A 22,695-nucleotide genomic window follows, 5' to 3' on the forward strand; every position below is an offset into this window, starting at 1 on the left:
TCGTAAACCCGCCCTTTTTTAAATACTCGTCTTTTTTCACCAAGTGCAAATCCGATTTCACCATATCAGTAACCAAAGCCTGCAGGTCGTATTTAGGCTTCCACCCTAATTTTTCAAATGCTTTTGATGCATCGCCAATTAACAGATCAACCTCGGTAGGCCTAAAATATTTGGCATCTACCTTTACAACCGTTTGTCCAAATTTTAAGGCATCCAGGTTAAGCCCAAGCTCTTTGGCTTTGTCCTGGTCAATATCAATAATCACACCGCGCTCATACTCATCTTTTCCACTAAATTCCACTTCGATACCAAGCTCATTAAAAGCCATTTTTATAAAATCGCGAACTGTGGTGGTAACACCTGTAGCTATTACAAAATCCTCTGCCTTTTCCTGCTGCAACATAAGCCACATGGCTTCTATATAATCCTTTGCGTGGCCCCAATCGCGCTGAGCAGACAGGTTACCTACATAAAGGCAATCCTGTAGGCCTAATGCAATTTTTGACGCCGCACGTGTAATTTTTCGGGTAACAAAAGTTTCTCCGCGTATTGGACTTTCGTGGTTAAATAAAATACCGTTACAGGCATACATGCCGTATGCTTCACGGTAATTTACTATTATCCAATATCCATACATTTTTGCAACCGCATATGGCGACCGCGGATAAAAAGGAGTAGTTTCACTTTGGGGCACTGCCTGCACCAAACCATAAAGCTCTGATGTTGAAGCCTGGTATATTCGTGTTTTTTTTGTAAGCTCCAATAACCTTACCGCTTCTAAAATACGCAGCGTACCTATACCATCGGCATTAGCAGTATATTCTGGTGTATCAAAACTCACCTTAACGTGGCTCTGCGCTGCCAGGTTATAAATCTCGTCGGGCTGAACTTCCTGTATTAACCTGATTAAATTAGTTGAGTCTGTAAGATCGCCATAATGAAGCTTGAACTTTACATTGGGTTCGTGCGGGTCATGGTATAAATGGTCAATCCGATCGGTATTAAATAAAGACGAGCGCCTTTTAACACCGTGTACTTCGTAACCCTTTTTTAGCAAAAATTCAGCTAAATATGCACCATCCTGCCCTGTTATACCTGTTATTAAAGCTGTTTTCATTTATTATTGACGCAAATACTTATATACTACAATATTATCCAAATTAATTGTAAAAACCTGCTATGGGAAACACTTAAGTTCAATTTCTAACTCTGAATGTTCAATTTTTGAAGATTTGATTTAGGATCTGTTCCTTCTTTAATAGTTTAGAAAATATGATTTAGAATTTCTCTTCCTTAGAATTTAGCGTTTGGTTTTTAAGATTTACTAAATTCCCGCCACCTCGTTTTCAAGTTCCTGGTACCATTCTGCACCGTACTTACGAGTCAGCGGACCTTTCAAAAACTCGTGCACACGCACTTTCAATTCATCGCCAAAAGTACATGCAGGACTGCAAATACTCCATCTATCATAATTCAACACATCAAATTCGGGGTAAGCGGTGATTCGGATGGGATACAAATGGCAGGAAATTGGCTTTTGCCAACTGATAGCGCCCTCTTCATAAGCTTTCTCTATACCACATTTAGTGATCCCGTTTTCCCAGATAACATAAGCGCACTCTTTGTTGGTATCAACACAAGGCGTGGTGTAATCGCCTTCAAAATCTTTTACATAGGTTCCCACCTTTTCAATGGTGCTGATCCCCTTGGCGGTAAGGTAAGGTTTTACTTTAGGATAGATCTCTTTTAAAATATCCAGTTCATCTGCATTTAACGGCGCGCCAGAATCGCCCTCCAGGCAACAGGCACCTTTACATTTATTTAAATTGCAAACAAAATTTTCCTTTACAACATCTTCGTGTACCAAAACACTACCTACCTCAATCATATTTTAATTTTAATTCTTTATTGGATTCAAAGGATATTTCAATCCGCTTGCCGCCTGCAAGTCCATTGTTATACTACCTAAAATAACTTCAACATGCGCCTTTACAGGAATCCTGTTGCCATCATTAGTGATCCAAAGGTACAACTTACTATCTTTCCTGAAAATACGGCCAGGTATAATTGTAGGGTTAAATTTTAAACAGTTAAATGTACCCATACTACACTTTACAACTTCGGTACCTACATAAGTAACACTCAGGGTATGAAAGCCATCCTCCAAAAAATACTGCATTTCAAATGTTTGGCCGATTTTTACCTTTGAAACATCAATTGTGCGTGCAAAATAATAAGCAGATACAAAATCAAAGGTCTTCCCCGTAAACGGGAATACACCTTTATTGGCAGTAACTTTACTTTCCTTTTGATCAAAGCTTACATTATCGGTATGCTTCCATTTACCTTCGTGCCTGTTCTCAGTATAAAAATAAGGTTGCAATGTGTTTTGATCTACATACGATTCGTACTTATTGCGCACTTTGTAAAAAATATCAAATGTACCCGCTGTTTTACCCTCGGCAATAAGGTGAAAGGCCGGCCCGGGAAGTTTTCTATCGCTTGCTTCAACACGTATATCGGCCGCCGCGGCAGTAAAAAAGCCATATTGCATTTTATAATGCAGCTTTTCCCCAACCTTAAAAACGGGCTCGCTAATCTTGGTAAGCTCCTGGGAAAATACAACAGTATTGCATAACATTAATAACAGGAAGCTGGAGAAGTATTTTTTCATTAACACGGTTTGCTTTTAAATAAAGCCGCTTTTGTAAATCATTTAATCGGCATGCGGGTATATGACAACTGCTTATATAAATGGTTTAAATTCATTTTTGTTGTGCACGCATGAAAATACTATCCAATTGCTTACTTATTAACACAAAACAAATCATTAATCCTTGCGCTTGTAGATAGGTACAGTTGAGCAGGGCTCACCAAACATAAGGCTTTTAACTATGGGGGTTAACTTTTTTGTTAATTCAATATAAGCCGAAACAGGCACCGGGATGTCGCCGCAACCTTTTAATACAATCCGCTGCCCGCGATACTGTTCCAAATCAGCTTTGGCGATTTCTTTTTCAAACAGCACTGTTTCTAAAACAGCTATATCGCCAAAAACAACCTCGCGGGCATACGGGGCCATACGGTTTGCCAGCAACATATAAGCCCAGGTTGGCACAATGGCGTCAGCAGTACAGGTAATCCCTACATTTTTACCTTCGTATTGTGTAAAGTCGTGCTCCTTTATAAAATCTCTCAGATCCTTTTCACGCAGCATCAACCCGTGGAACAGGTTATCTTTAATATCATAAATAACACGTTCGCCGGCCGGGTAAAAAGCTGCGGGATCTAAAGTAACCAAACCACTTTGTGCTACTTTATTTACTATGTTTTCCTGTATATCCATAATGTTAAAAATGCTAAGCTCAATATTTAAAAGAAGCTGTCTAAAAATAAAAAAACAGACCGTCTTGCGAGCCACGAAGCAATCCCAAACTATAAAGCTACTCTGTAATGCGGGGATTGCTTCGTACCTCGCAATGACGCGTGGATATTGCTTCATTAGAGGTATAAAACAGCCCTGTATTCCTTATTATTGAGTACCAAGTAATAAAGGTCATTTTTTCAGACGGTTCTAAACGATAAACAAAAAAAATCCGGGAACAGGTTTAATACTGTTCCCGGATACAAAATTACGCTTATTTATATTATAACAGTTTAGCCCTGTTATCTTTTACATTAGCATTATCTTTCAAGGCCTCCAATATTTGCCCTTGCGCACGTTGCTCCAACACCTGGCTAATTTGTTGTTTCTGCCTTACATTGTTAGTAAGCGCTGCCGGATTGGTAAACCCATCAATAAAATATACAAATACACCCTGTAGCCCGTTAACCGGTTTTGACAGTTTATTTGGCTGCGAACCAAATATTGAACCTACCAACTTATATTCTGCAGACTGGCCTGGGATAACCGGGTTGGCAAAAACAATATTTTGAACAGGAACAGCTTTGGTGCCGGCTTTTTGAGCTACCTGGTCAATTGAAGATGACCCGCTCAATGCAGCCTGGAATTTCTCATCCAGCTGTTTTGCTTTTACCTCGTTGCGCACAGCAGGTTCAATTTGTTTTTTTACCGCATCAAGTGATAAAGTACCTTTTGGCTTTATCTGGCTTAAACGAGGAATGATATACTGATCGCCAACTGTGAATACCTTATCAGTTAAATCGCCTTTATCGGCTTTAAATGCCCATCTAACCACATCACGCGCATTATCCAAACCAGGTAAGCCGGCCGCTGTACCGTTAACGTCTTCAGCGTTGATAATTTTCAGACCTTCTTTTTTAGCCTCGGCATCAAAGTTATCTTTTGTTAAAGCTCCTAAAAACCCCTGTGCTTTGCTGTAAGCTACAGTTTGGGTTTTACTGCTTGACTGTATTGGTTTATCAACAATAGCAACTTTCACCACTTTGATAGAACCTTTTTGATCCTCTACCTGGATAATGTGAACACCAAACTGTGAGGTAACTACAATTAAATCGCCTTTCTTAGCTTTAAAAGCTGCATTAGTATATTCGGGAGTAATCTGTCCCTGGCCGGCCATAGCACCGTTAACATCAAATGCAGGGATATCTCCGCCTTTTACAGCGCTGCCTCTATCTGATGAAAAAGTGGTTGCCAATTCGGTAAATGATTTACCACCTTGTATCAGTTTTTTAATCGAATCCGCTTTGGCAATAGCTTTTTCTATACCACCTTCGGTTTGTGGGTTAATTAATATATGCCTTGTTTTAACCGAATCAAAAGTGGTTTTAACATCACTTAGCTTAGCAATTTTATAGCTACCGTTTGATACATAAGGACCATAAACAAACCCCTTGGCAGCATTAAACATTAATGTATCCAGTTTGGGCTCAAGCGTTCCCTTTTTTTGGAAGGTAAGCGGAGTTTTTGTTTCAGAGTTGATTTGAACAAAAAGCGAATCGTTAGAAGTTACTTTGATACTATCTACCAATTTATCAACCTCTGTTTTTATAGCTACGCTATCTTCTTTTGAAGGTGCCGCGTTAAAGCTTACATATTCAAATGATCTTACTTCCTGCGGAATTTTAAATTCGGTTTTATGCGCATCATAATACGCGCTGTAATCACCATCTGTTAAAGTAACTTTTGAATCGGGGATAGATGCATAATCAAGTGTAGCATATTTAAAATTAACCAACTTGTTTTTTGCCAGGTAATCGTCATTAGCTTCCAACGAATTCACATATAAGCCATTGGTAACAATAGTCACATATTTCATTTGTTGTTTAGCTGCGATTAACTGCTTTAAAAACTCGGCCCATCCTTGCTTTTGAGCAGGATCGGCTTTTGAAGAATTTAAATAGGCTAAAAACTGGTTCAGTTTATTCCTGTCAAATGCACCGGTTTGCTGATCGGCAAACTGACGGGCAATCTGTGGGTCGGGATTATTACCGTTAACCATTGCAGTACTCTCATCCTCGCTAACAACTAATCCTAATTTTTCAATTTCCTTTTTTAGGAGCAATTCACTCAATACCTGATTCCAGGTTGTTTCCTGGATGTAGTTGACAATTTGCGGCGAAATACTTTGCCCCGATTGCTGCTTAAATTGATTTGTATTTTGCTCAAGTTTTTTATTAAACTCGTCAAACGGAACTTTTTCGCCGTTTACTACGGCAAGTTCATTGTTATCGTCCTTAAAAAAGGAACCTCCTGATCTTACTACCTCGCTCACGATGAATGCAAAAAGAGCAACCCCAATAAAGATTGCGAGGATTTTCCCCATTCGTTCGCGCAAGAAACCCATTATACCCATTTCTGTAATTTATTATATTCTTTTTAAAGAGGGCGCAAGATACAATTTTTAGTAAAATTCTATAACACAAAATTTTCCTGAAAAAATTAACATTATTGTGTCACTTTTTCATCTACATGAAAAATACCCGTACTGCTTTTAAGTGTTGGATGCAGAAATTTATCGTCGCTCTCAAAACTATCCCCGTTCATTACATTACCCCCTACCATGGTTACCTGAACCGGTTTGTGCGAATACACCTTGCTAGTTGTCTGATCCCAGTACAACTCATCAGATTTATAGGTTTCGCCCTTAGCATTAGTAGCTACTACGTTTTTGTGAAACTCAATAAATTTTTGATCATTACGCGATATCCCCGTATCAGCAACAATATTACCCGACTCTTTTTGTGTTTCCTTATCGTAAAATATAACTTTTACGCCACGGGGCATTAATTTGTAAGGTTTTTTAGTTTGATATTCTAATACTAAAGGAGTTATCAGGTGTAACTTAACCCTGGCAGAATCGCTCATGATCAAATCAACACCTTTTGTTGGCGAAACTATAATACCCATCTCGTTGGATGCAATTTCTTTAACCTTGTTCAGGTCATTCTCGCAGGAGGATATACAAAAAGCAAGCAAAGGCAACAACAGCAGGCACAGGCCTTTTATATGTTTTACCCGGCTATACATCTGTTGATTAATCAAACTTATATTTGGTGAACCACTTGTCGTTAAGCGTAAAGCCTAAGTGCAGGTTAATATAATTTTCTTTAACCAGGCCATTGGTCAATGTTCCTCTTTGACCTACCTCGGCCGAAATATTGATTTTATAAAAACTACCATTATTAGGGCGTAAAGGCAAACCTAAACCGGCAGTAATACCATATCTTTTAATCCTGGTATTATTAACAGTCATGTAAGTTTCATCGTAAACACCTCCTATCCGGTAATCAACAGTGGCCAGGTAATTACGAATAGTGGCAATATTGGGTGTATACTGTGCGCCTACATTTATTGTACGGCTGTTTTGCAATCCCTGGTTTACACCAGATATGCTCAGATCAGACCATTGCCCCATTGAATAATCTGCTCCAACCAAAAATTTTCCATCATTTTGGAACGAGATACCAAAACGGTTTATCTGCGGCAGCTTCAATTTACCTTTAGCAGCCTGCCTGTTTACAACGCTATYAACCGCAATATTAGGATTACCGTTTGCATCATTGGTGTACTGGCTTACAATATAGCTGCTTTGTGAGTTAAGTTTGGTACCTGCCGATGCAGAATAGCCCAGGATAAGATGTTTTGTTTCAGAAAAATCAAAAGAATATTGCAAGCCATAATCGTAATTTAAACCACCGATAGCATTGCTTTGTTCAATTTTTGAATTTAAGGTTCCGGCTAAACCAGGAATCTCGGTTGTACTTATATCCTTAATATTACCAAATATATAGGATACATTACCACCTATTAACAAATGCTTGCCAATGCCAAACCCGTAACCTAAATATGCTTTTGATAAACCGCCATCGCCGCTATAGTTGTAATTGGTAGCATTGGTATCGACCGATGCACCGGACCCCAGGTTACTAACAGATTTTTTATAATTATAACCACGCTCACTGTATGGCAGCAAACCAAAACTAAAGGCCGAACGTTTGGTAACCGGTATGCCAAAGGCAATATGACTAAGCCTGAAATTTTTATTACTTTGGCTTGATTGCCCTGTTTGGCTTAAGGTTGAAAAGTTACTGTAAAGGCCCACATCAATAACAGTTATACCAATTGCACCGTATGACGCTGGGTTTATGACGTTTATATTGTTAAATAAGCTTATTCTGTTTGTTRCCACGCCAATGCCGCCCATACCAATATTTTGTGGCATTAACTGGGGATCGATATCGCCCAGACCGAACCGTGAATATGGAGAGCTTGTGGTAGATTGTGAATGTGCTGCAAATGCGATAACAGCAAATAAAAGTGTTAAAAAAAACCTGGTATATTTAATCATTATGCTTTTGTATAGCTGCGTTTAATCCTTTTAAAACCAAATAAGGCTCAATTTTTATATAGGGGGCAAAGATGCTATTTTTTAATAGCGTATCAAAAAAAATACTGTCGCCCCCGCTCAGTACAATATTCAGTTGGGGATTGTTGGCTTTGTAGCTTTCAATAAACCCGGTTAGCTCATATTTTATACCATTTTGTACGCCAGAGCGTATCGCGGTTTCGGTGCTGCTACCATACCCTGCGGTAAAATCCGCATCGGCATTTATCAGCGGTAAACCAGCCGTATAATTGTTTACAGCCTTATAACGCATATTTAAACCCGGTGATATACTGCCTCCAAAATAATTACGGCTGCTGTCAATATAGTCATATGTTATGCAGGTACCACCGCTAATAACCAGGCTGTTTTGGCCAGAATATACATGACTTGCCCCTATTACAGCGGCTAACCTATCAGTACCAAGTGTTACAGGGGTTAAATAATGGTTTTGTATCCCGCCGGTCATTGTACTGTTGAAATAAATGAGACGAATGTTTGCTTCCAAACTGGTTAGCCAGGGCTCAACATCCTTTTTAACCGATGATACTATAGCCCTGTTAACTTTATACCGGTTCAATAATTCATTTAGCCAGTTGGCATCAACCTCATCAAACTGTTCAACCGCAAGCAACTCATCCAGTTTAAAAACCGCAATTTTTGTAAATGTGTTACCAATATCGATAACCAGGTTGGTCATCAGGCCCTTACTATTGATAATATAGATTCAAAAATTGCCAGTCCATCTTCGTTTGCCAGTAAGCTATCGGCAGCGCGTTCGGGGTGAGGCATTAAACCAAATACATTCCGGCTTGCATTACAAACACCGGCTATATTCTGTATGGATCCGTTAGGGTTTGCATCTTCGGTTATATTACCAAACTCGTCGCAATACCTAAACAATACCTGCTCGTTATCATTAAGCCTTTTAATTACATCGGCATCGGCAAAGTAATTACCCTCGCCATGCGCGATCGGAATTTTGTAAGCCTGCTCCTGCTCTAAACCTGCAGTAAGTAATGATTGGCTTGTTTGTGGTTTTAAATAAATATTGCGGCAAATAAACTTGCGGTTTGTATTATGCAACAAAGCTCCATCAAGCAAACCGGCTTCGGCCAGGATCTGGAARCCATTGCAAATCCCCATTACATACCCGCCTTTTGCAGCAAATTGGATCACTTCCTGCATAATTGGTGAAAAACGCGATATAGCGCCTGAGCGAAGATAATCGCCAAACGAAAAACCACCGGGCAAAACAACAAAGTCAACACCCTGCAGGTCATGATCTTTATGCCATAACCTTACAACCTGCTGGCCCATTATTTTTTCTAATACGTATATGATGTCTTCATCACAGTTAGAGCCGGGAAATATAACTACGCCAAATTTCATTTGAATTGTTTTATTGTGTAATAATTGTCTGTCAAAAAAGACGCTCAATAGGGTCTCGCCGTTTTCATATCATTTGCACTTATGTTTATATAAACAACAGCTAATGATGGTTTCACGTTACAAAACTAATATAACCGCTGAAATTTGAACGAATGTAAAAGTTAAAATTTGTTAAACTGAAAGTAGATGATGCTGATTAGCAGCAATAAAAACAGGCTTTCGTAAAACCATTTTTTGGTGGCATATAAAAAATAATAGGCAAAAAACACCGCAGCAGGCGCTATACACAATAAAAAATGGCTAAGATGGAAAGATGAGTTGACGTAAAACGAAAATGCCGTTATTAAAAAAATAAAAAATAACAGCTGAAAAGATTTACGGATTTGGACGTAACTTTTAAAGAAATTTTGCTGCAATTTAAAAATACAGAGCACCAGTATCAGTATAACCGAAGTGAGCCCAATGCTACTATCATACCCACATCATAGGAAATTGATTTTGCATCATCGCCTTTATATAGGTTCATAAGTTTAGAGAACATCCATATCAGCAGAAAATTACAGATGAGCGGGGCACTTAAAATCAAAAAGGGCGAAAATAAACCCGATAGTGTTACATACATTAACGCGGGCAAAAATGTAGGCTTGCCTAATAAATTATAGTGATTTATTAAATAGTTAAGTAACAAAGCCTGTATAAACACCAGCACAGCGGCCAATAATATATTTACACCGGGCGAAAACGCGTATTCATATGCTACCGGCACCAACAGGCGCGCAAATGGTTCAACAAATACAAATTCCAATTTATCGGGCACATGCAGCAGATAGCCCACCCGCGACAGGAAAAGCATAACAACCAGCCACAAAATATTCAAAGGATTAAAAGACCGGAAAGCCTGGATCATATAGGGCGATAATTTGCGGGGGTAAAATTAGTACAAAAAGCCAAAGAGTTGTAAAAGTTTTCCGTGCAAAAAAACGGCCAGCCACACTTAGTGGTAAAATTTTGTGCAACGCTCAAGGTGGAAAACTATAAGCGGTTAGAAGAGATTACTTCGTACCTCATGACATTTTAATGCCCGAACTACCCCCCCCTACACCATAATCCTCGGCAGCCTCGCATATTGATTTACCAAATTATCAACTATCTGCGCTGTTTCATCCGGAAAATCAACTACTACCTTTTTATCATCGCTTATCCATTTATTTAAATGAGTGGTAAAAGTTTCATTGATCCCGGCGATAACCGGCACCCCCAGTTTTGATGCTGCCAGGGCATTGCATTGCTGCTCATACTGGCCTTTCATGGGTATCATCATCACCTTCTTTTTCAGGAACAGCGCTTCGGCAGGGCCTTCAAAACCACCACCCGTAAGCAGGCCTTCGCAGCTGGCCAGGCTTTTATTAAAGGCCTCGTTATTTACCGGAAAGATCTCGACATTGCCCGATTGAAAAGGCGTTTTTTGTCGTTTTGAAAATATCTGCCACTTAACATCGGTTACTGTACCTAAGTGCTTTAGCAGGGTTTTATCGTCATAAGCAGGCAGGTAAACACTGTAATGGCCCAGGTTACTGGTTTCCATCTGGCGAATTTCACTACGGATAACCGGGGTATGTATAAAATCGTCATAGCGCTCAAAATGAAAGCCTACATGATGAGTAGTGGGCGAGTAATTTTTTAGCAGCCACTGGGCAAAAGGATCTTTTTTTGTGGGTCGGGGAGTATTTGGCGATACAAAGGAGCATTGATGACTTAACGATACAGATGGAACTCCCTGGAATTTACAGGCCCATGCACTCACCGGTTCAAAATCGTTAATAATCAGGTCGTATTGTTTTAAGGGCAGGCTGCGCAAATCGTGTATAAACTGGCGCAGGTTCATAATTTTCCAGGTAGCCCAGTTATCAACCCCGCCATTGGTACCAAATACAAAACTAACACCGTGAAATTTGTATTTGAGCGGCTGCGATAAGGAAACCTCGGCCTCGGTACCGCTCACCAGCAAATCAACCTGGCCATATTGCTGCAACAAAGGCACAATTTCGCGGGCCCGGCTAATATGCCCGTTGCCGGTTCCCTGTATGGCAAACAATATTTTCATGTAAATATAATTAGGGGCAATTTAGTAATTTGAACCGTTTTGGGGTTATTAAAAAAAAGTTCAAGCATTTTTTCGCACTAAAATGCAAAGGGAAGTTTGACTTTGACCATTGATCTTCCTTAATTGCAGTTTCGAAGCAATCCCCGACGGTACAAAGCAAACTTTCATATTCGATCTTCAAATTGGGGGGCTTCATACCTCGCATAAACGAGTTAACGTAGTTAGGTGAGAAAATACATTTACTCCGTCTCCTGCCTGAACCTATCCAGCAGACTTTTTACATCCATCTTGGCATCCAGGTCTTCGGCATCAGTTTTATCATCTTCGTCGGTATCGGTGTGGAAGTCGTCGGCCCTGTATTTAAATATCGTCCAGTTACCATCCTGGTATTCCAGCGAGGTAAGGCTCTCTACCCAATCGCCGGAGTTTAGGTAAAGTACTTTACCAGTTTGCGCAGTATCCACAATCTCCCTGATCTCGGCGTGGTGAATATGGCCACAAATCACATACTGGTAGCTTTTATCAACAGCCAGGTCGGCTGCGGTTTGTTCAAACTGGTTTATAAATTTTACGGCCTCTTTAAAGCGGGCCTTTATCTTTTGCGAAAAGCTCATTTTTTGCCGCCCGATAGCGGTTAGCAGCCAGTTGGTAAAACTGTTGATCAATATCAGGGTATCATAACCCACGGCACCTAATTTAGCCAGCCATTTGGAATGTTGCATGGTTACATCAAATATATCGCCATGAAAGATCCAGGCTTTTTTACCGTCAATATTTAATACTACTTTATTAAGCAACTTGAATGAACCAAGGTCAAAATCAGCAAATTTGCGTAGCATTTCGTCATGGTTGCCTGTAAGGTAATATACCGGGATACCATCGGTAACAAATTTAAGGATGCGGCGCACCACTTTCATATGGGCTTCGGGCCAGTATGATTTACTAAACTGCCAGATATCAATAATATCGCCGTTAAGGATAAGTATCTTAGGCTTAATGCTTTTTAAATATTTAAGCAATTCTTTTGCGTGGCAGCCATAAGTACCAAGGTGCACGTCGGATATAACTACGATATCAACCTCACGTTTTGCCATTAAAAATAAGGGGTTAAATTCTCAGCCGGCAGATTTTGCCGGTTATTGACTTTGAAAGAAATACTGAACAAACGATTACTCGTCGTCGTCGTCTTCATTAACATTTAATTCATAAGGGCTGATATAGAAAACGCCTACCAACAGCAACAAAGCTATAACAACCAAATAACTATACTCAAAATTCATCATAAATGATTTTTACAAATATCAGAAAACCAACATTATCATACTGTTAAGACTCTGTTAAATGTAAAAGGTTTCATAACTATAAAAATTTTCTTTTTATCCGGCCCAGTTGTTTTAAATGATGTTCCAGGTGTATCCTGATAAACCTGAACCATTGCCTGGCATTAAGCATCCCCATGCGCGGATGTTTATAACGGCTTGCTGCAGAGGAAGCTGCAATAAGCGGCATAGTAGTTTCTACCCGCTTACGGCATTTGATGATCATATTTTTCGCCTCCTCCTTACTGATCTTTGCGGCCGCCATTTTATCAGCTACAGCATCGGGCACCTTCCTTTTTACAGGGGGAAACACGCCAAGCATTAAACAAAAGCGCCCTTCCCAGGTAAGTCCTTTTTTAGTTGGCGGGCAGTTATTATGTGTGCACCTTTCCAATGCTATTGATGAACCTAAAGTAGCCTGCAATATATGACTGTAAACTTCGGCGTATGACCAGCCGCCATCAGGTGGTGTTTCTGTAAACTGCTCATCGGGTATGCTATCCAGCTGCTCCCGGTAACTGTCAAGGGCTGCTTCAATGGCGTAGCGTTCTCTGGCAATACTCATAATATTAAAGTTAGTACTTTTAAATAAGTATTGTTTTTAAAATATTGTTATCAACTCCTTTAAATGAGTTACCTGCAAAGGCACATCATCCGGTTTAGGGGCGTTGAATGGATTGAAATAAATGGCATCCATACCAAAACCCAAAGCACCATAAATATCGGCCTCCAGACTATCCCCTATCATAATGCTTTCCTGTTTATCGGCACCTGCAAGGTCTATTGCGTGTTGAAATATCGCTTTATCGGGTTTATTAACGCCTACATCTTCGGATATAACGATGTTTTGAAAATAGCCCGCAAGGTTGGTACCGGCAATTTTTATCCGGGTAGAATCTTTAAACCCATTAGAGATTAAATGCAGGGTGTACCTGGTTTGCAAATATTGCAACGTTTCATGCGCATGCGGAAATAGGTTTGTTTTTGTAGGACAAAGCTTTACATAAGCATCCTCAAAATCAACCGGCATAAGATTGGGATGTAAGCCCAGATCGGTAAAGGTTGATTTAAAGCGGGCATCGCGCAGCTCATCTTTGCTGATCTCGCCCACATGATATTGCGCCCAAAGCCTATGGTTGTTGCGGGTATAGGTTTCAATGAACAGATCGGCAGATGTAAGCCCGATATTTTCCAGTTGATGAATATGATACAGCTCATGCAAAGCTTCCTCGGCATTTTTATCAAAATCCCAGATGGTATGATCAAGGTCGAAGAAAATATGTTTGTATTTTCTGATGCCGGATGATGGAATTTCGATTTCGGATTTCATTCTAATTTTATTTGCCATACTGAACAGTGGAGCATCTATCGCCGCCATACAAAGTTCGCTATTAGATCCTTTACTGTTGTTCCAGGATAACAAATTTCTACTTTTTTCTTTTAGAATTTAAGATTTCCTTTTTAGAGTTTAGGCTTTTTTAACGGTATAACCGCCGTTGCCTCAATCTCAATTAATACATCATCCCTGAACAGTTTACTTACCTCCACCAGTGTGCTTGCCGGCGGACTTTTAAGATTTACGTATTTATCCCGCACCTGCCTTACAGCCTGTACCTGGCTCACATCCCGCAGGAAATAACCAAGTTTAACTACATTATCCATTGTGCCGCCCGCGCTTTCAACAATGCTTTTGATATTTAAGAAAACCTGGTCGGTTTGTTTGGACAGGTCATCCTTACCAACAAGAATTCCGCTTTTATCAAAAGCCACCTGGCCGGATAGTATGAGCATTTTGCTGTTCCCCAAATTGATAATTGCAAACTGCGAATAGCCTTTGGGGTTACTAACTGATGGCGGGTTGCTTAGTTTTACAACTGAGGTATCGGCCTGTGAGAAGGCCAGTTTTGAAATTAATAGTAACGGCAGCAAGAGTAGCTTTTTCATTGTGCGTGTGTTTGGTAAATGACAGATCTCAAAATTACATTGCCAAATTCACAATTAAAAGGCCCATCATTATTGCTTTACCGGGCATATAAATCTATATCAAACAACTTAGCTGATTTCCCGGCTATTTTTGATGGCCAAGCAATTCTTTGAAATCGGCAAGCGAAATGACATTAATTGCAGGAAAGGATATTGATTTAAGCGCTTTAAAGTGTTTGTCATCCGTAACCAGGAAATGAACATTGCCCGCGAATGCACAATCTCATTACTGAGATACAATTCATACGCATTTTCATAAAGTCTATCGAGAATAATGGCGAATGCCGACCGACGGGAGATGGATCTGAGCAGGGCATTAGTGTCGAGCACAATTTTTAGTGCCGGTATTATTACTTATTAAGAATTTCTTGCAATTTTTCATTTGTGTAGCCTTTTTCGTCCCAAACTGCATCGGCTTTATCGCGGGCCTTATCCAACAAAAACCTGGCAATGAGATTTTTCAGTTCAGCAAGGTGTTTATCGGGAATATCGGCACTAAAAACTTTTAATAGTTCGGCCTGTACATTGCTAAGCGGGGGATGGACAGAAGAAATATTCATGATACAAAATTATTTTATAACAAAAATAACAATTAACAGATTAATAATTTATATGATCCAGAAATTCCTTATTCTCCTCAATTGGATTTGAGTTCTAAACAAACCAAAACGGCGAAGCCCGCTTTAAAGCCTTTAAATGTTAAAAATCGAACATCCCAATTCCGAAACGGCGAAGTCTCTTTAACACCTTTGAAAACAACTATACGTTAAAAATAAGTTACACCTTCTCCCCAAACGCCAGATCTCCTGAATCGCCCAAGCCCGGCACAATGTAAGCCTTGCTGGTCATTTCATCATCAATGGCGCAAAGCCATAATTTTGCTTTAGGCAAATTGGCACGCACATGGGCCACACCTTCTGTACTGGCTATTACGGCGGCTATGTGCAGCTCCTTTATTTTAAATTGGGCCATCAGCTCTTTGCAAACTGCTACAAAGCTTTGCCCGGTGGCCAGCATGGTATCGCATAGGATCAATACCTGGTCGTCGAGGTTTGGGGTCGAGATATGGTCCACCTGGATAATGAATGCCCCTCCTCTTTTCACCTTACGGTAGGCCGTAACAAATGCGGATCCCGACTGATCAAAATAATTCATAAAGCCCTGGTGAAACGGCAATCCGGCCCTTAAAATTGTTCCCAAAACCGGCTGATCAGTTGGTACATAGATATTGGCTATGCCCAAAGGGGTTTGCACTTCTTTAGACTCATACTTCAGCGTTTTGCTCAGCTCATAGGCCAAAATACCGCCCAGCTTCTCCTGGTTACGCCTGAAACGCGCTTTATCCTGCTGGATCACGGCATCGCGTAATTCGGCGAGGAACTGGTTAGCAATGCTGTTGGTTTTGTTGAGGACGAAAATCATGCTTAAAATTAATTCTTTTTGAGTGAAAAGTGACATGATTTATTAAGCAAATATTCCCCATGAGGTACAAGATTCTGCTTGTGGCCGGGCTAATTCCCCGATTATGTGATTAAAGGAGAGCGCCAACTTGCATCTGCAGTCCTTATCGGAAACATCACTCATCTGGCGCAGCAAATACCCGCCACAAGCTAAAATCCTGGTTTTTTATTTTCAAGCGGCCTGTTCCGCTTAAAATAATTTCTCCTGCGGCGGTTTAGCGCCAGCTAAGCGCAAATAAACGGTAGTTTGGCCCCTGTGGTGAGTTTGGTGCTCAAAAGCTTTAGCGAAAACCATGCTCCTGGAAAGATCAAAGTTGCCGAAAAGTTTAACTTGCTCATCAAGCTTTTGGGGCGTTACCTTTTTAATTGAATTTATCATAAAATCATAGCTTTCCATCACCGTTTTGGTGACACCTGCTTTTGATTTGTCGCCTGTTTTTTCCAGTGCTCCCAATTCATAAGGGCTTTTTTCGCCAGACGCAGCCGACGCAAACCCATAGTTGGCATCCGAAAGGTGAAGCATCTGCTCCGCAAATGATCGCATCTCGGGCGTAGGCTTTAAAGCGTAACCGGTTTCTGGCATAGCATCAAGGTATTCTTTGGTGTAGGCTTTTGCCCGTTCCCATTCTTTCAGCATACCATCGGTTGCTGTTTGCGCTGTAACAAAGCTCGTGAAGCTTAAAAACAGGCATAGTGTTGCTAATAGTTTTATTGCTCTCATAATAATATGGTTTATAGCAGTAAATATCGACTATTTATTGCAAAGCAACCTATTCTTATCTTAAGAAACAGCCGCAAAATGATTAAGCTTGCGGGCTGATAAACCTATCCAAATACTTCATAAAGCCGATCTGGTAAGCATTAAACCCGAAGTTGAACATTGGCATGCTGCAACGCCGCAGGAGGGTTTCGTGCAGATTGTAATGAACCCCAATAGTAAAAATGGTGCTGTTACCTGGCTAAGTAGTGTAACCGGGCAGGAATACAAAAGCAGCAAATAATTTATACGCTTGGCGCTACAGAGATATAAAAAGCGGTTCTTATAAACTTTGCCAGGCAAAGATTGTAGTAACTATGAAAAAAGAACTACCATGGAAATAAAACGTAGCGGCTCACAGCCATCGGGAAAAGGTCCCGCAGAATATTTTACCGGATCGGTGCGAATCGATCCGCTTAATAGTCCACCAGAACCGGCCCGCGTTGCTATGGCGCTTGTCACCTTTGAACCGGGTGCCCGCACTGCCTGGCATACGCATCCGCTCGGTCAAACCCTTATTGTTACCGCAGGCGCCGGCTGGGTGCAACGCGAAGGAGATACACGGCAAGATATATACCAGGGAGATGTTGTTTACTTTTCGCCTGGCGAAAGGCACTGGCATGGGGCAACTACTACCACAGCAATGAGTCACATTGCCATCCAGGAAAAGCTAAATGGATCGCCTGTAGATTGGATGGAACAAGTGACAGACCAACAGTATAATAGCTAATTAGCCTATGGTTGGTAATGATTTTGTCAATTAAAAGACTGCCTGAATTCCAATGGCGAAAGATTGATTTTGCTTTTGAATAATTTGCTGAACGATTGCGGATGCTCGAAACCTAATTCATAAGCAATTTCACTTACTGATAAATTGGTAGTGGATAGTTTTTCTTTTGCTATTGCTATTAATTTATCGTGGATGTGCTGCTGGGTGCTTTGGCCCGTCAGCACTTTTAATAAACCACTTAAATAATTGGGCGATACGTTTAACGCTTCGGCAATGTAGCCAACGGTAGGCAATCCTTTTGGAGCTAAGGCGCCGACGGTGAAGTATGCTGTGAGGATGTCTTCTAAACGATTGAGGATCTTATGATTGGCAATTTTCCGGGTTATGWACTGGCGCTGATAAAATCTTTCGGAATAAGTGAGCAATAATTCAAGCTGGGCAATAATAATATCCTGGCTGAATTTATCAATGTTTGAATGATACTCCTGCTGAATATTTTGCATAATACCGCCAATTATTGTTTCTTCTTTCTCTGAAAGAAACAGCGCCTCATTTACCGAATAGTCAAAATATTCGTATTGCTTTATGGTTTTGGCTAAAGGCGTATTCCATAGAAAATCGGGATGGATGAGCAGCATCCATCCCGACTGCTTTAATGTTGTATCTGGCTCAACCTCAATTCTGAAAACCTGGCCGGGCGACATAAAGAACATAATACCGTCATCAAAATCATATTCCTGCTGCCCGTATTTCATCCTTGCATTGAAATTCCTTTTCAATGCAATCGAATAAAAATCCTTTACTAAGCTTGTTTCATCGGCGGGTACCTGCGTAACCGTTTCTAAATTTATCACGCTTATTAACGGATGCTCCGGCTTAGGTAAACCCCTAAACTTGTGAAATTCGTTTATCGTTTTAAACCGCCGGGGTTGCATGTTTGCCATACTTCAATGTACTTATTTTTATTTAAATGCTGCAGCAAATTCTTTTGCAAAATCTGTCAGTTTTACTTTACCCATAACCGCGGGTTTATTGCAGTAATAATCCTCTCCTAATGCGCCGTTATGAAGGCTTGCGTACATTTCAACCAAACCGGCAGCAATACGTGGCTGCATTCCGGCGGCTTCTAAGCCACTTTGCATTTGGCCGTTGCTAATAAGTATCCATTTCAAATCGGGCTTCCCGATAGCAGCACCTAAAATACCTGCGGTTTGGTTCCCTGTAAGTTCCTCACTCGCTACATACCGCACTTTTTTGCCGGCAAGCGGTGTTTCCAGTTCTTCGGCAACCGCAGCTGCAATATCTATAGGCGACACCCATACTATCTTGTCGTCCGCGCCATAGTTTGCTGCAATAAAACCCTGGTTTTTTATCAAGGCTATATAAGCATATAAATTGTAATAGAAAGCCGTGGGGCGCATAAAAGTGATGGCAATACCGGCCAGATTACTCAGTATAACTTCTACATCATGATGAGCAAGAATGATGCCCGAGTCCTTATCTAAATGGGCACCAATGCTGCTGAGGTGAACCACACGCTTTACGCCAGAAGCCCCTATGGCTCCTGCGTAGTTATTGCCGATTCTGTGACAATAGGCCGTCAGATCCAGGTTATGATCGAAGTAGTTGGCTGGCGGCACCATGGTGTACACGGCATCCGCTCCGGTAAAAGTAGCTGTCAAAAAATCAACATCTTCCAACGCGCCGATGGCAGCGTTGGCGCCCAGCGCCTCAATATCTTTTTGCTTTTCGGGATTGCTGCTGATAACGGTAACCGCATGTCCTTTTTGCACTAACGCCGCTGTGAGTGGCTTGCTGATGTGTCCCAACGAACCTGTTACTATAATTTTCATCTCTTTGTTTTTTGTTGCTTCAAAGTTCGGCAGCTGGAAATAAGCATATGTAGCCAAATCTACTATTGTTGTAGCCGAATACTTTAGAGACAGTGTTTCCGTCTGCAGTCGATGCCGGGAGAAGAAGAGACAAAAGGGCAAGGAATTGTGCGATTCCGGGGTTAAAAACCGGCAAGTAAAATGAGCAAAAAGGCTGTACCAAGTATGATATTATTGGACGGCAAATACAAAACACGCAGGCGGTTATATTTATAAAAAAGGTAATACCCCATGAAGTAATATTTTTATATTTGCCTGTAAAACTTGATCCTTGTCTTATACTATTACATCTCCTTTTAAAGGTGCACTACTTTTTTTTTCTATCTTCTTTTTAACGTTAGTTAAAGGATATAGTCAGCAATTTTACATAGCAGCATACAGTCAGCCTTTGCGGCTTCAACGCGTTACCTTAACACCCCAAGGGCCAGTGTCTGAATTAGTTGAAGGATGCGGAGCCGATAATTTTTTTTCTGTAGCCATATTAGGCAATAAAATATATTACAGTAACGGTAATGCGATGTTTGTTGGTGATATTACGGGAGGTAACTCACCTGCCATTACCAATTGTACTTTTTTGGGAGCCGGCAATTTTGGCAATGCACTTACAATTGATAAGCAGGGCATATTATACTATGCGGCAGGTAACCAGTTATATTCATTTAACCCGACTAATGGAACGTCAATTTTTATAGGGACTATGCCTTACACCGCACAGGGAGATCTGGTGTTTTATAACAATGAATTATATATGGCTGCAGGCGAGGGTATAGCCAGGATCGACTTAGCAGATGTTACCCGGAGCACACTGTATATACCCATACCTAATGAAACCATTTATAGTTTAACAGTAGCATCTGTAAATGGAGTTGCCAAGGCATATGCTTTTTCCGAATATCCTGTAAGACAGATTTATGAGCTTGATATGCAAAACAGGGTTATCAAGGGCGTTGTCGGTGTTTTACCATATCAAACCCTGGATGCCGCAAGTAATGCAGAAGCAGGTACTGTGAAGTATATCGAGATCGATCATGTAAGCACCAGTCAGGAGTGTAATGTATTTAATAAAGGGCGTGCAGAAGTTGTTACCAAACCGCACACCGGTCATTACACATATAAGCTAAATACCGGGCAAAGTAACAAATCCGGCATTTTTGATAATCTTAATCCGGGCAATTATACGGTAACTATTTCATCAGATGGTACAGAGCCCCCAAACCAGGTTAGTTTGACAGTGCCTGATTATGCTATTGGTAATCCGGCTATAACCTTTACTAAAACTAATCCCATTTGCTCAAATAAGGGAAGTATTAAACTTGATGCAGGTACTGCAAACGCAACACATAGTATTAAGTATAATAATCAAATTTTCAGCTTTGACCACACTTTTACCGACTTAATAGCCGGCAATTATCATTTTACCATATTGAATCAAAATGGTTGCATAACCGACGAAAAAGATTACACCCTGCTACAGGATAATTGCCCGCCAATACCAAACCTTGATAAACTGATACAGCAAGAGTGTGATGTTTACAATCGGGGCAGTGTAAAAGTGATAGCCCCAGCTCACACAGACAATTATACTTATACTTTAAATGGTATAACTAATGCAACCGGTGTTTTTAATAATCTAAATCCGGGAAACTATACCGTAATTGTAGAATCGGACCGGCTGGCTGAAGCAACAAGTATGGATATTGTAGTGCCTGATTATTCAATTAACAATCCGGTTATAACAATTACCAAAATCAACCCTATATGCGATGCTAAAGGCAGCATTAAACTTGATGCTGGTTTGGCCAACGCAACCTATAGCATAAAGTACAATGGCCAGGTTTTTCCCTTTGATCATACATTTACCGGCTTAACCGCAGGCAACTATCATTTTACTATTCTAAATAAAAATGGTTGCATAGCCGACGAAAAGGATTACAACCTGCAGCAGGAGAATTGCCCGCCAATAACCATTAAGGATGTGCAAACGCAGGCTGAATGTAACGTGTACAGGCAGGTAAGTGTAAAAGTAATTACCCTGGCTCATCCCGATACTTATACTTACACCTTAAATAATGTGAGTAATAATACGGGGATATTTAATTTTCTTACACCGGGTACCTACACATTAATAATCAATTCATCAGGAGGCGACCATAAAGAACAGCAGGTAATAGTTCCCGATTTTACATTAAGCAATCCGGTTATAACAATTACCAAAACCAATCCTTTATGCGATGCTAAGGGCAGCATTAAACTTGATGCTGGTTTGGCCAACGCTACTTATAGCATAAAGTATAATGGCCAGGTTTTTACCTTTGATCATACATTTACCAACTTAACCGCAGGCAGCTATCATTTTACTATTCTAAATAAAAATGGTTGCATAGCCGACGAAAAGGATTATACCCTGCTACAGGATAATTGCCCGCTTATAACCATAAATGAGGTACAAGTGCAGGCCGAATGTACCGCTTACGGCCAGGCCAGTGTAAAAGTAGTTACCCAGCTTCATCCTGACATTTACACCTATACGCTAAATAATGTGAGTAACAATACAGGGATATTTGATTTTCTGATACCGGGTCCCTACACGTTAATAATCAATTCATCAGGCGGCGACCATAAAGAGCAGCAGGTAATAGTTCCCGATTTTACATTAGATAAACCTGCCCTGATTTATAAGGTTAAAGCCTCAGTTTGCACATTACTTGGCGAAATTAAGTTTAGCATAAATGGAAATGGTGCTGCAAAAGTGAAACACGGTAATGATGTATTTCCAATTGATCAAACCATAAAAGGTTTAACCCCGGGACCTAATCATTTTACAATACTTAGCCAGCAGGGTTGTATTTTAGATGAAATTGACATTGATATAACGCAGGATAAATGCGAGCCGGTAGTTTTCCCCAACGCATTTACCCCTAATGGCGATGGTACAAACGATACTTTTAGACCTAACCAGGAAAGCAACCCGCTCAATTTTAAACTGATGATATATAATCGTTGGGGTAATCAAATGTTTCAATCATCAAGTATTTACCAGGGCTGGGATGGTACTTATAAAGGTAACCCGGCGCCTTTTGGGGTATATTATTGGCTTGCCATTTATAACATGCCCGATGGTAAAAGCTCGCGTCAAAACGGAACAGTTACGTTGATCAGGTAAGGAAATACATTAAAAAAAAGTACCACAGACGGGCTTAAGACTACCCATAAAAACTGTAAATTTCAGCTTGAAAATTTCAGCCGCAGG

The 22,695-nt window shown here is 40.5% G+C and carries 23 protein-coding genes; 3 read left to right on the forward strand and 20 right to left on the reverse strand.

What is annotated here, in order from left to right:
* The 18 genes from gmd to AC1DPZ_RS04500 form a co-directional block, all read right to left on the reverse strand.
* The coding region (gene gmd, locus AC1DPZ_RS04415) for a GDP-mannose 4,6-dehydratase (protein WP_477401517.1) at window positions 1-1,117 on the reverse strand (1,117 nt) is incomplete at its 3' end.
* A gap of 207 nt (window positions 1,118-1,324) precedes the next feature.
* Window positions 1,325-1,888, reverse strand: coding sequence for a DUF3109 family protein (locus AC1DPZ_RS04420; protein WP_477401518.1), 564 nt, complete (start codon window positions 1,886-1,888; stop codon window positions 1,325-1,327).
* 9 nt (window positions 1,889-1,897) lie between these two features.
* The gene (locus tag AC1DPZ_RS04425; RefSeq protein ID WP_477401519.1) at window positions 1,898-2,674 is read right to left on the reverse strand and encodes a DUF3108 domain-containing protein; all 777 of its coding nucleotides are present in this window, start codon (window positions 2,672-2,674) and stop codon (window positions 1,898-1,900) included.
* Between the two features lie 156 nt (window positions 2,675-2,830).
* Window positions 2,831-3,346, reverse strand: coding sequence for a DUF2480 family protein (locus AC1DPZ_RS04430; protein WP_477401520.1), 516 nt, complete (start codon window positions 3,344-3,346; stop codon window positions 2,831-2,833).
* 301 nt (window positions 3,347-3,647) lie between these two features.
* Window positions 3,648-5,777, reverse strand: a complete 2,130-nt coding sequence (locus AC1DPZ_RS04435) for a peptidylprolyl isomerase (RefSeq protein ID WP_477401522.1) — start codon at window positions 5,775-5,777, stop codon at window positions 3,648-3,650.
* 92 nt (window positions 5,778-5,869) lie between these two features.
* Window positions 5,870-6,466 carry an LPS export ABC transporter periplasmic protein LptC gene (gene lptC / locus AC1DPZ_RS04440; protein WP_477401524.1) on the reverse strand — a complete coding sequence of 199 codons (597 nt, stop codon included), beginning with the start codon at window positions 6,464-6,466 and terminating at the stop codon, window positions 5,870-5,872.
* The gene (gene bamG / locus AC1DPZ_RS04445; protein WP_477401526.1) at window positions 6,459-7,772 is read right to left on the reverse strand and encodes a BamG family beta-barrel-assembly machinery protein; all 1,314 of its coding nucleotides are present in this window, start codon (window positions 7,770-7,772) and stop codon (window positions 6,459-6,461) included. Before bamG ends, lptC begins: the two co-directional genes overlap by 8 nt.
* Window positions 7,765-8,508, reverse strand: a complete 744-nt coding sequence (locus AC1DPZ_RS04450) for a type III pantothenate kinase (RefSeq protein ID WP_477401527.1) — start codon at window positions 8,506-8,508, stop codon at window positions 7,765-7,767. The genes bamG and AC1DPZ_RS04450 overlap by 8 nt, the downstream gene beginning before the upstream one ends.
* Window positions 8,508-9,200, reverse strand: a complete 693-nt coding sequence (gene purQ, locus AC1DPZ_RS04455) for a phosphoribosylformylglycinamidine synthase subunit PurQ (RefSeq protein ID WP_477401529.1) — start codon at window positions 9,198-9,200, stop codon at window positions 8,508-8,510. The genes AC1DPZ_RS04450 and purQ overlap by 1 nt, the downstream gene beginning before the upstream one ends.
* Window positions 9,201-9,639: 439 nt before the next feature.
* Window positions 9,640-10,107: a hypothetical protein gene (locus tag AC1DPZ_RS04460; protein ID WP_477401531.1), complete on the reverse strand. Its 468-nt coding sequence runs from the start codon at window positions 10,105-10,107 to the stop codon at window positions 9,640-9,642.
* 189 nt (window positions 10,108-10,296) lie between these two features.
* A complete protein-coding gene (locus AC1DPZ_RS04465; protein ID WP_477401533.1) occupies window positions 10,297-11,304 on the reverse strand; it encodes a glycosyltransferase family protein in 1,008 nt (335 codons plus the stop codon).
* A gap of 239 nt (window positions 11,305-11,543) precedes the next feature.
* Complete coding sequence (locus AC1DPZ_RS04470) at window positions 11,544-12,398, reverse strand: UDP-2,3-diacylglucosamine diphosphatase (RefSeq protein ID WP_477401534.1); 855 nt, start codon at window positions 12,396-12,398, stop codon at window positions 11,544-11,546.
* Window positions 12,399-12,663: 265 nt separating this feature from the next.
* Window positions 12,664-13,188 carry a DinB family protein gene (locus tag AC1DPZ_RS04475; RefSeq protein ID WP_477401536.1) on the reverse strand — a complete coding sequence of 175 codons (525 nt, stop codon included), beginning with the start codon at window positions 13,186-13,188 and terminating at the stop codon, window positions 12,664-12,666.
* A gap of 36 nt (window positions 13,189-13,224) precedes the next feature.
* Window positions 13,225-13,953, reverse strand: a complete 729-nt coding sequence (locus AC1DPZ_RS04480; RefSeq protein WP_477401537.1) for a YjjG family noncanonical pyrimidine nucleotidase — start codon at window positions 13,951-13,953, stop codon at window positions 13,225-13,227.
* A 131-nt stretch (window positions 13,954-14,084) separates the two neighbouring features.
* Window positions 14,085-14,567, reverse strand: a complete 483-nt coding sequence (locus AC1DPZ_RS04485) for a RidA family protein (protein ID WP_477401538.1) — start codon at window positions 14,565-14,567, stop codon at window positions 14,085-14,087.
* 389 nt (window positions 14,568-14,956) lie between these two features.
* Window positions 14,957-15,166 (reverse strand): hypothetical protein, encoded by a 210-nt coding sequence (locus AC1DPZ_RS04490; protein WP_477401539.1) that lies wholly within the window; start codon window positions 15,164-15,166, stop codon window positions 14,957-14,959.
* A 217-nt stretch (window positions 15,167-15,383) separates the two neighbouring features.
* A complete protein-coding gene (gene upp, locus AC1DPZ_RS04495) occupies window positions 15,384-16,028 on the reverse strand; it encodes a uracil phosphoribosyltransferase (protein WP_477401563.1) in 645 nt (214 codons plus the stop codon).
* A 228-nt stretch (window positions 16,029-16,256) separates the two neighbouring features.
* On the reverse strand, window positions 16,257-16,787 hold the full coding sequence (locus tag AC1DPZ_RS04500) for a DinB family protein (RefSeq protein WP_477401540.1): 531 nt from the start codon (window positions 16,785-16,787) through the stop codon (window positions 16,257-16,259).
* Window positions 16,788-16,875: 88 nt separating this feature from the next.
* On the opposite strand from AC1DPZ_RS04500, the gene AC1DPZ_RS04505 reads away from it, so the two are divergent.
* Together AC1DPZ_RS04505 and AC1DPZ_RS04510 are read left to right on the forward strand one after the other, a co-directional pair.
* Complete coding sequence (locus AC1DPZ_RS04505) at window positions 16,876-17,067, forward strand: cupin domain-containing protein (protein ID WP_477401542.1); 192 nt, start codon at window positions 16,876-16,878, stop codon at window positions 17,065-17,067.
* Window positions 17,068-17,157: 90 nt separating this feature from the next.
* Window positions 17,158-17,553 carry a (R)-mandelonitrile lyase gene (locus AC1DPZ_RS04510; RefSeq protein WP_477401543.1) on the forward strand — a complete coding sequence of 132 codons (396 nt, stop codon included), beginning with the start codon at window positions 17,158-17,160 and terminating at the stop codon, window positions 17,551-17,553.
* 26 nt (window positions 17,554-17,579) lie between these two features.
* Here the strand turns inward: AC1DPZ_RS04510 and AC1DPZ_RS04515 are convergent, their stop codons facing one another.
* Both AC1DPZ_RS04515 and AC1DPZ_RS04520 read right to left on the reverse strand, forming a co-directional pair.
* Entirely contained in the window at window positions 17,580-18,497 is a 918-nt protein-coding gene (locus AC1DPZ_RS04515; protein ID WP_477401545.1) for a helix-turn-helix domain-containing protein, read from the reverse strand.
* A gap of 18 nt (window positions 18,498-18,515) precedes the next feature.
* Complete coding sequence (locus tag AC1DPZ_RS04520) at window positions 18,516-19,406, reverse strand: NmrA family NAD(P)-binding protein (protein ID WP_477401546.1); 891 nt, start codon at window positions 19,404-19,406, stop codon at window positions 18,516-18,518.
* A gap of 466 nt (window positions 19,407-19,872) precedes the next feature.
* Here AC1DPZ_RS04520 and AC1DPZ_RS04525 point away from each other — a divergent pair, with 466 nt between their 5' ends.
* Window positions 19,873-22,608: a gliding motility-associated C-terminal domain-containing protein gene (locus AC1DPZ_RS04525; RefSeq protein ID WP_477401547.1), complete on the forward strand. Its 2,736-nt coding sequence runs from the start codon at window positions 19,873-19,875 to the stop codon at window positions 22,606-22,608.
* The last annotated feature ends 87 nt before the right edge of the window (window positions 22,609-22,695 follow it).

The organism is Mucilaginibacter sp. P4_G9, from assembly GCF_056400985.1.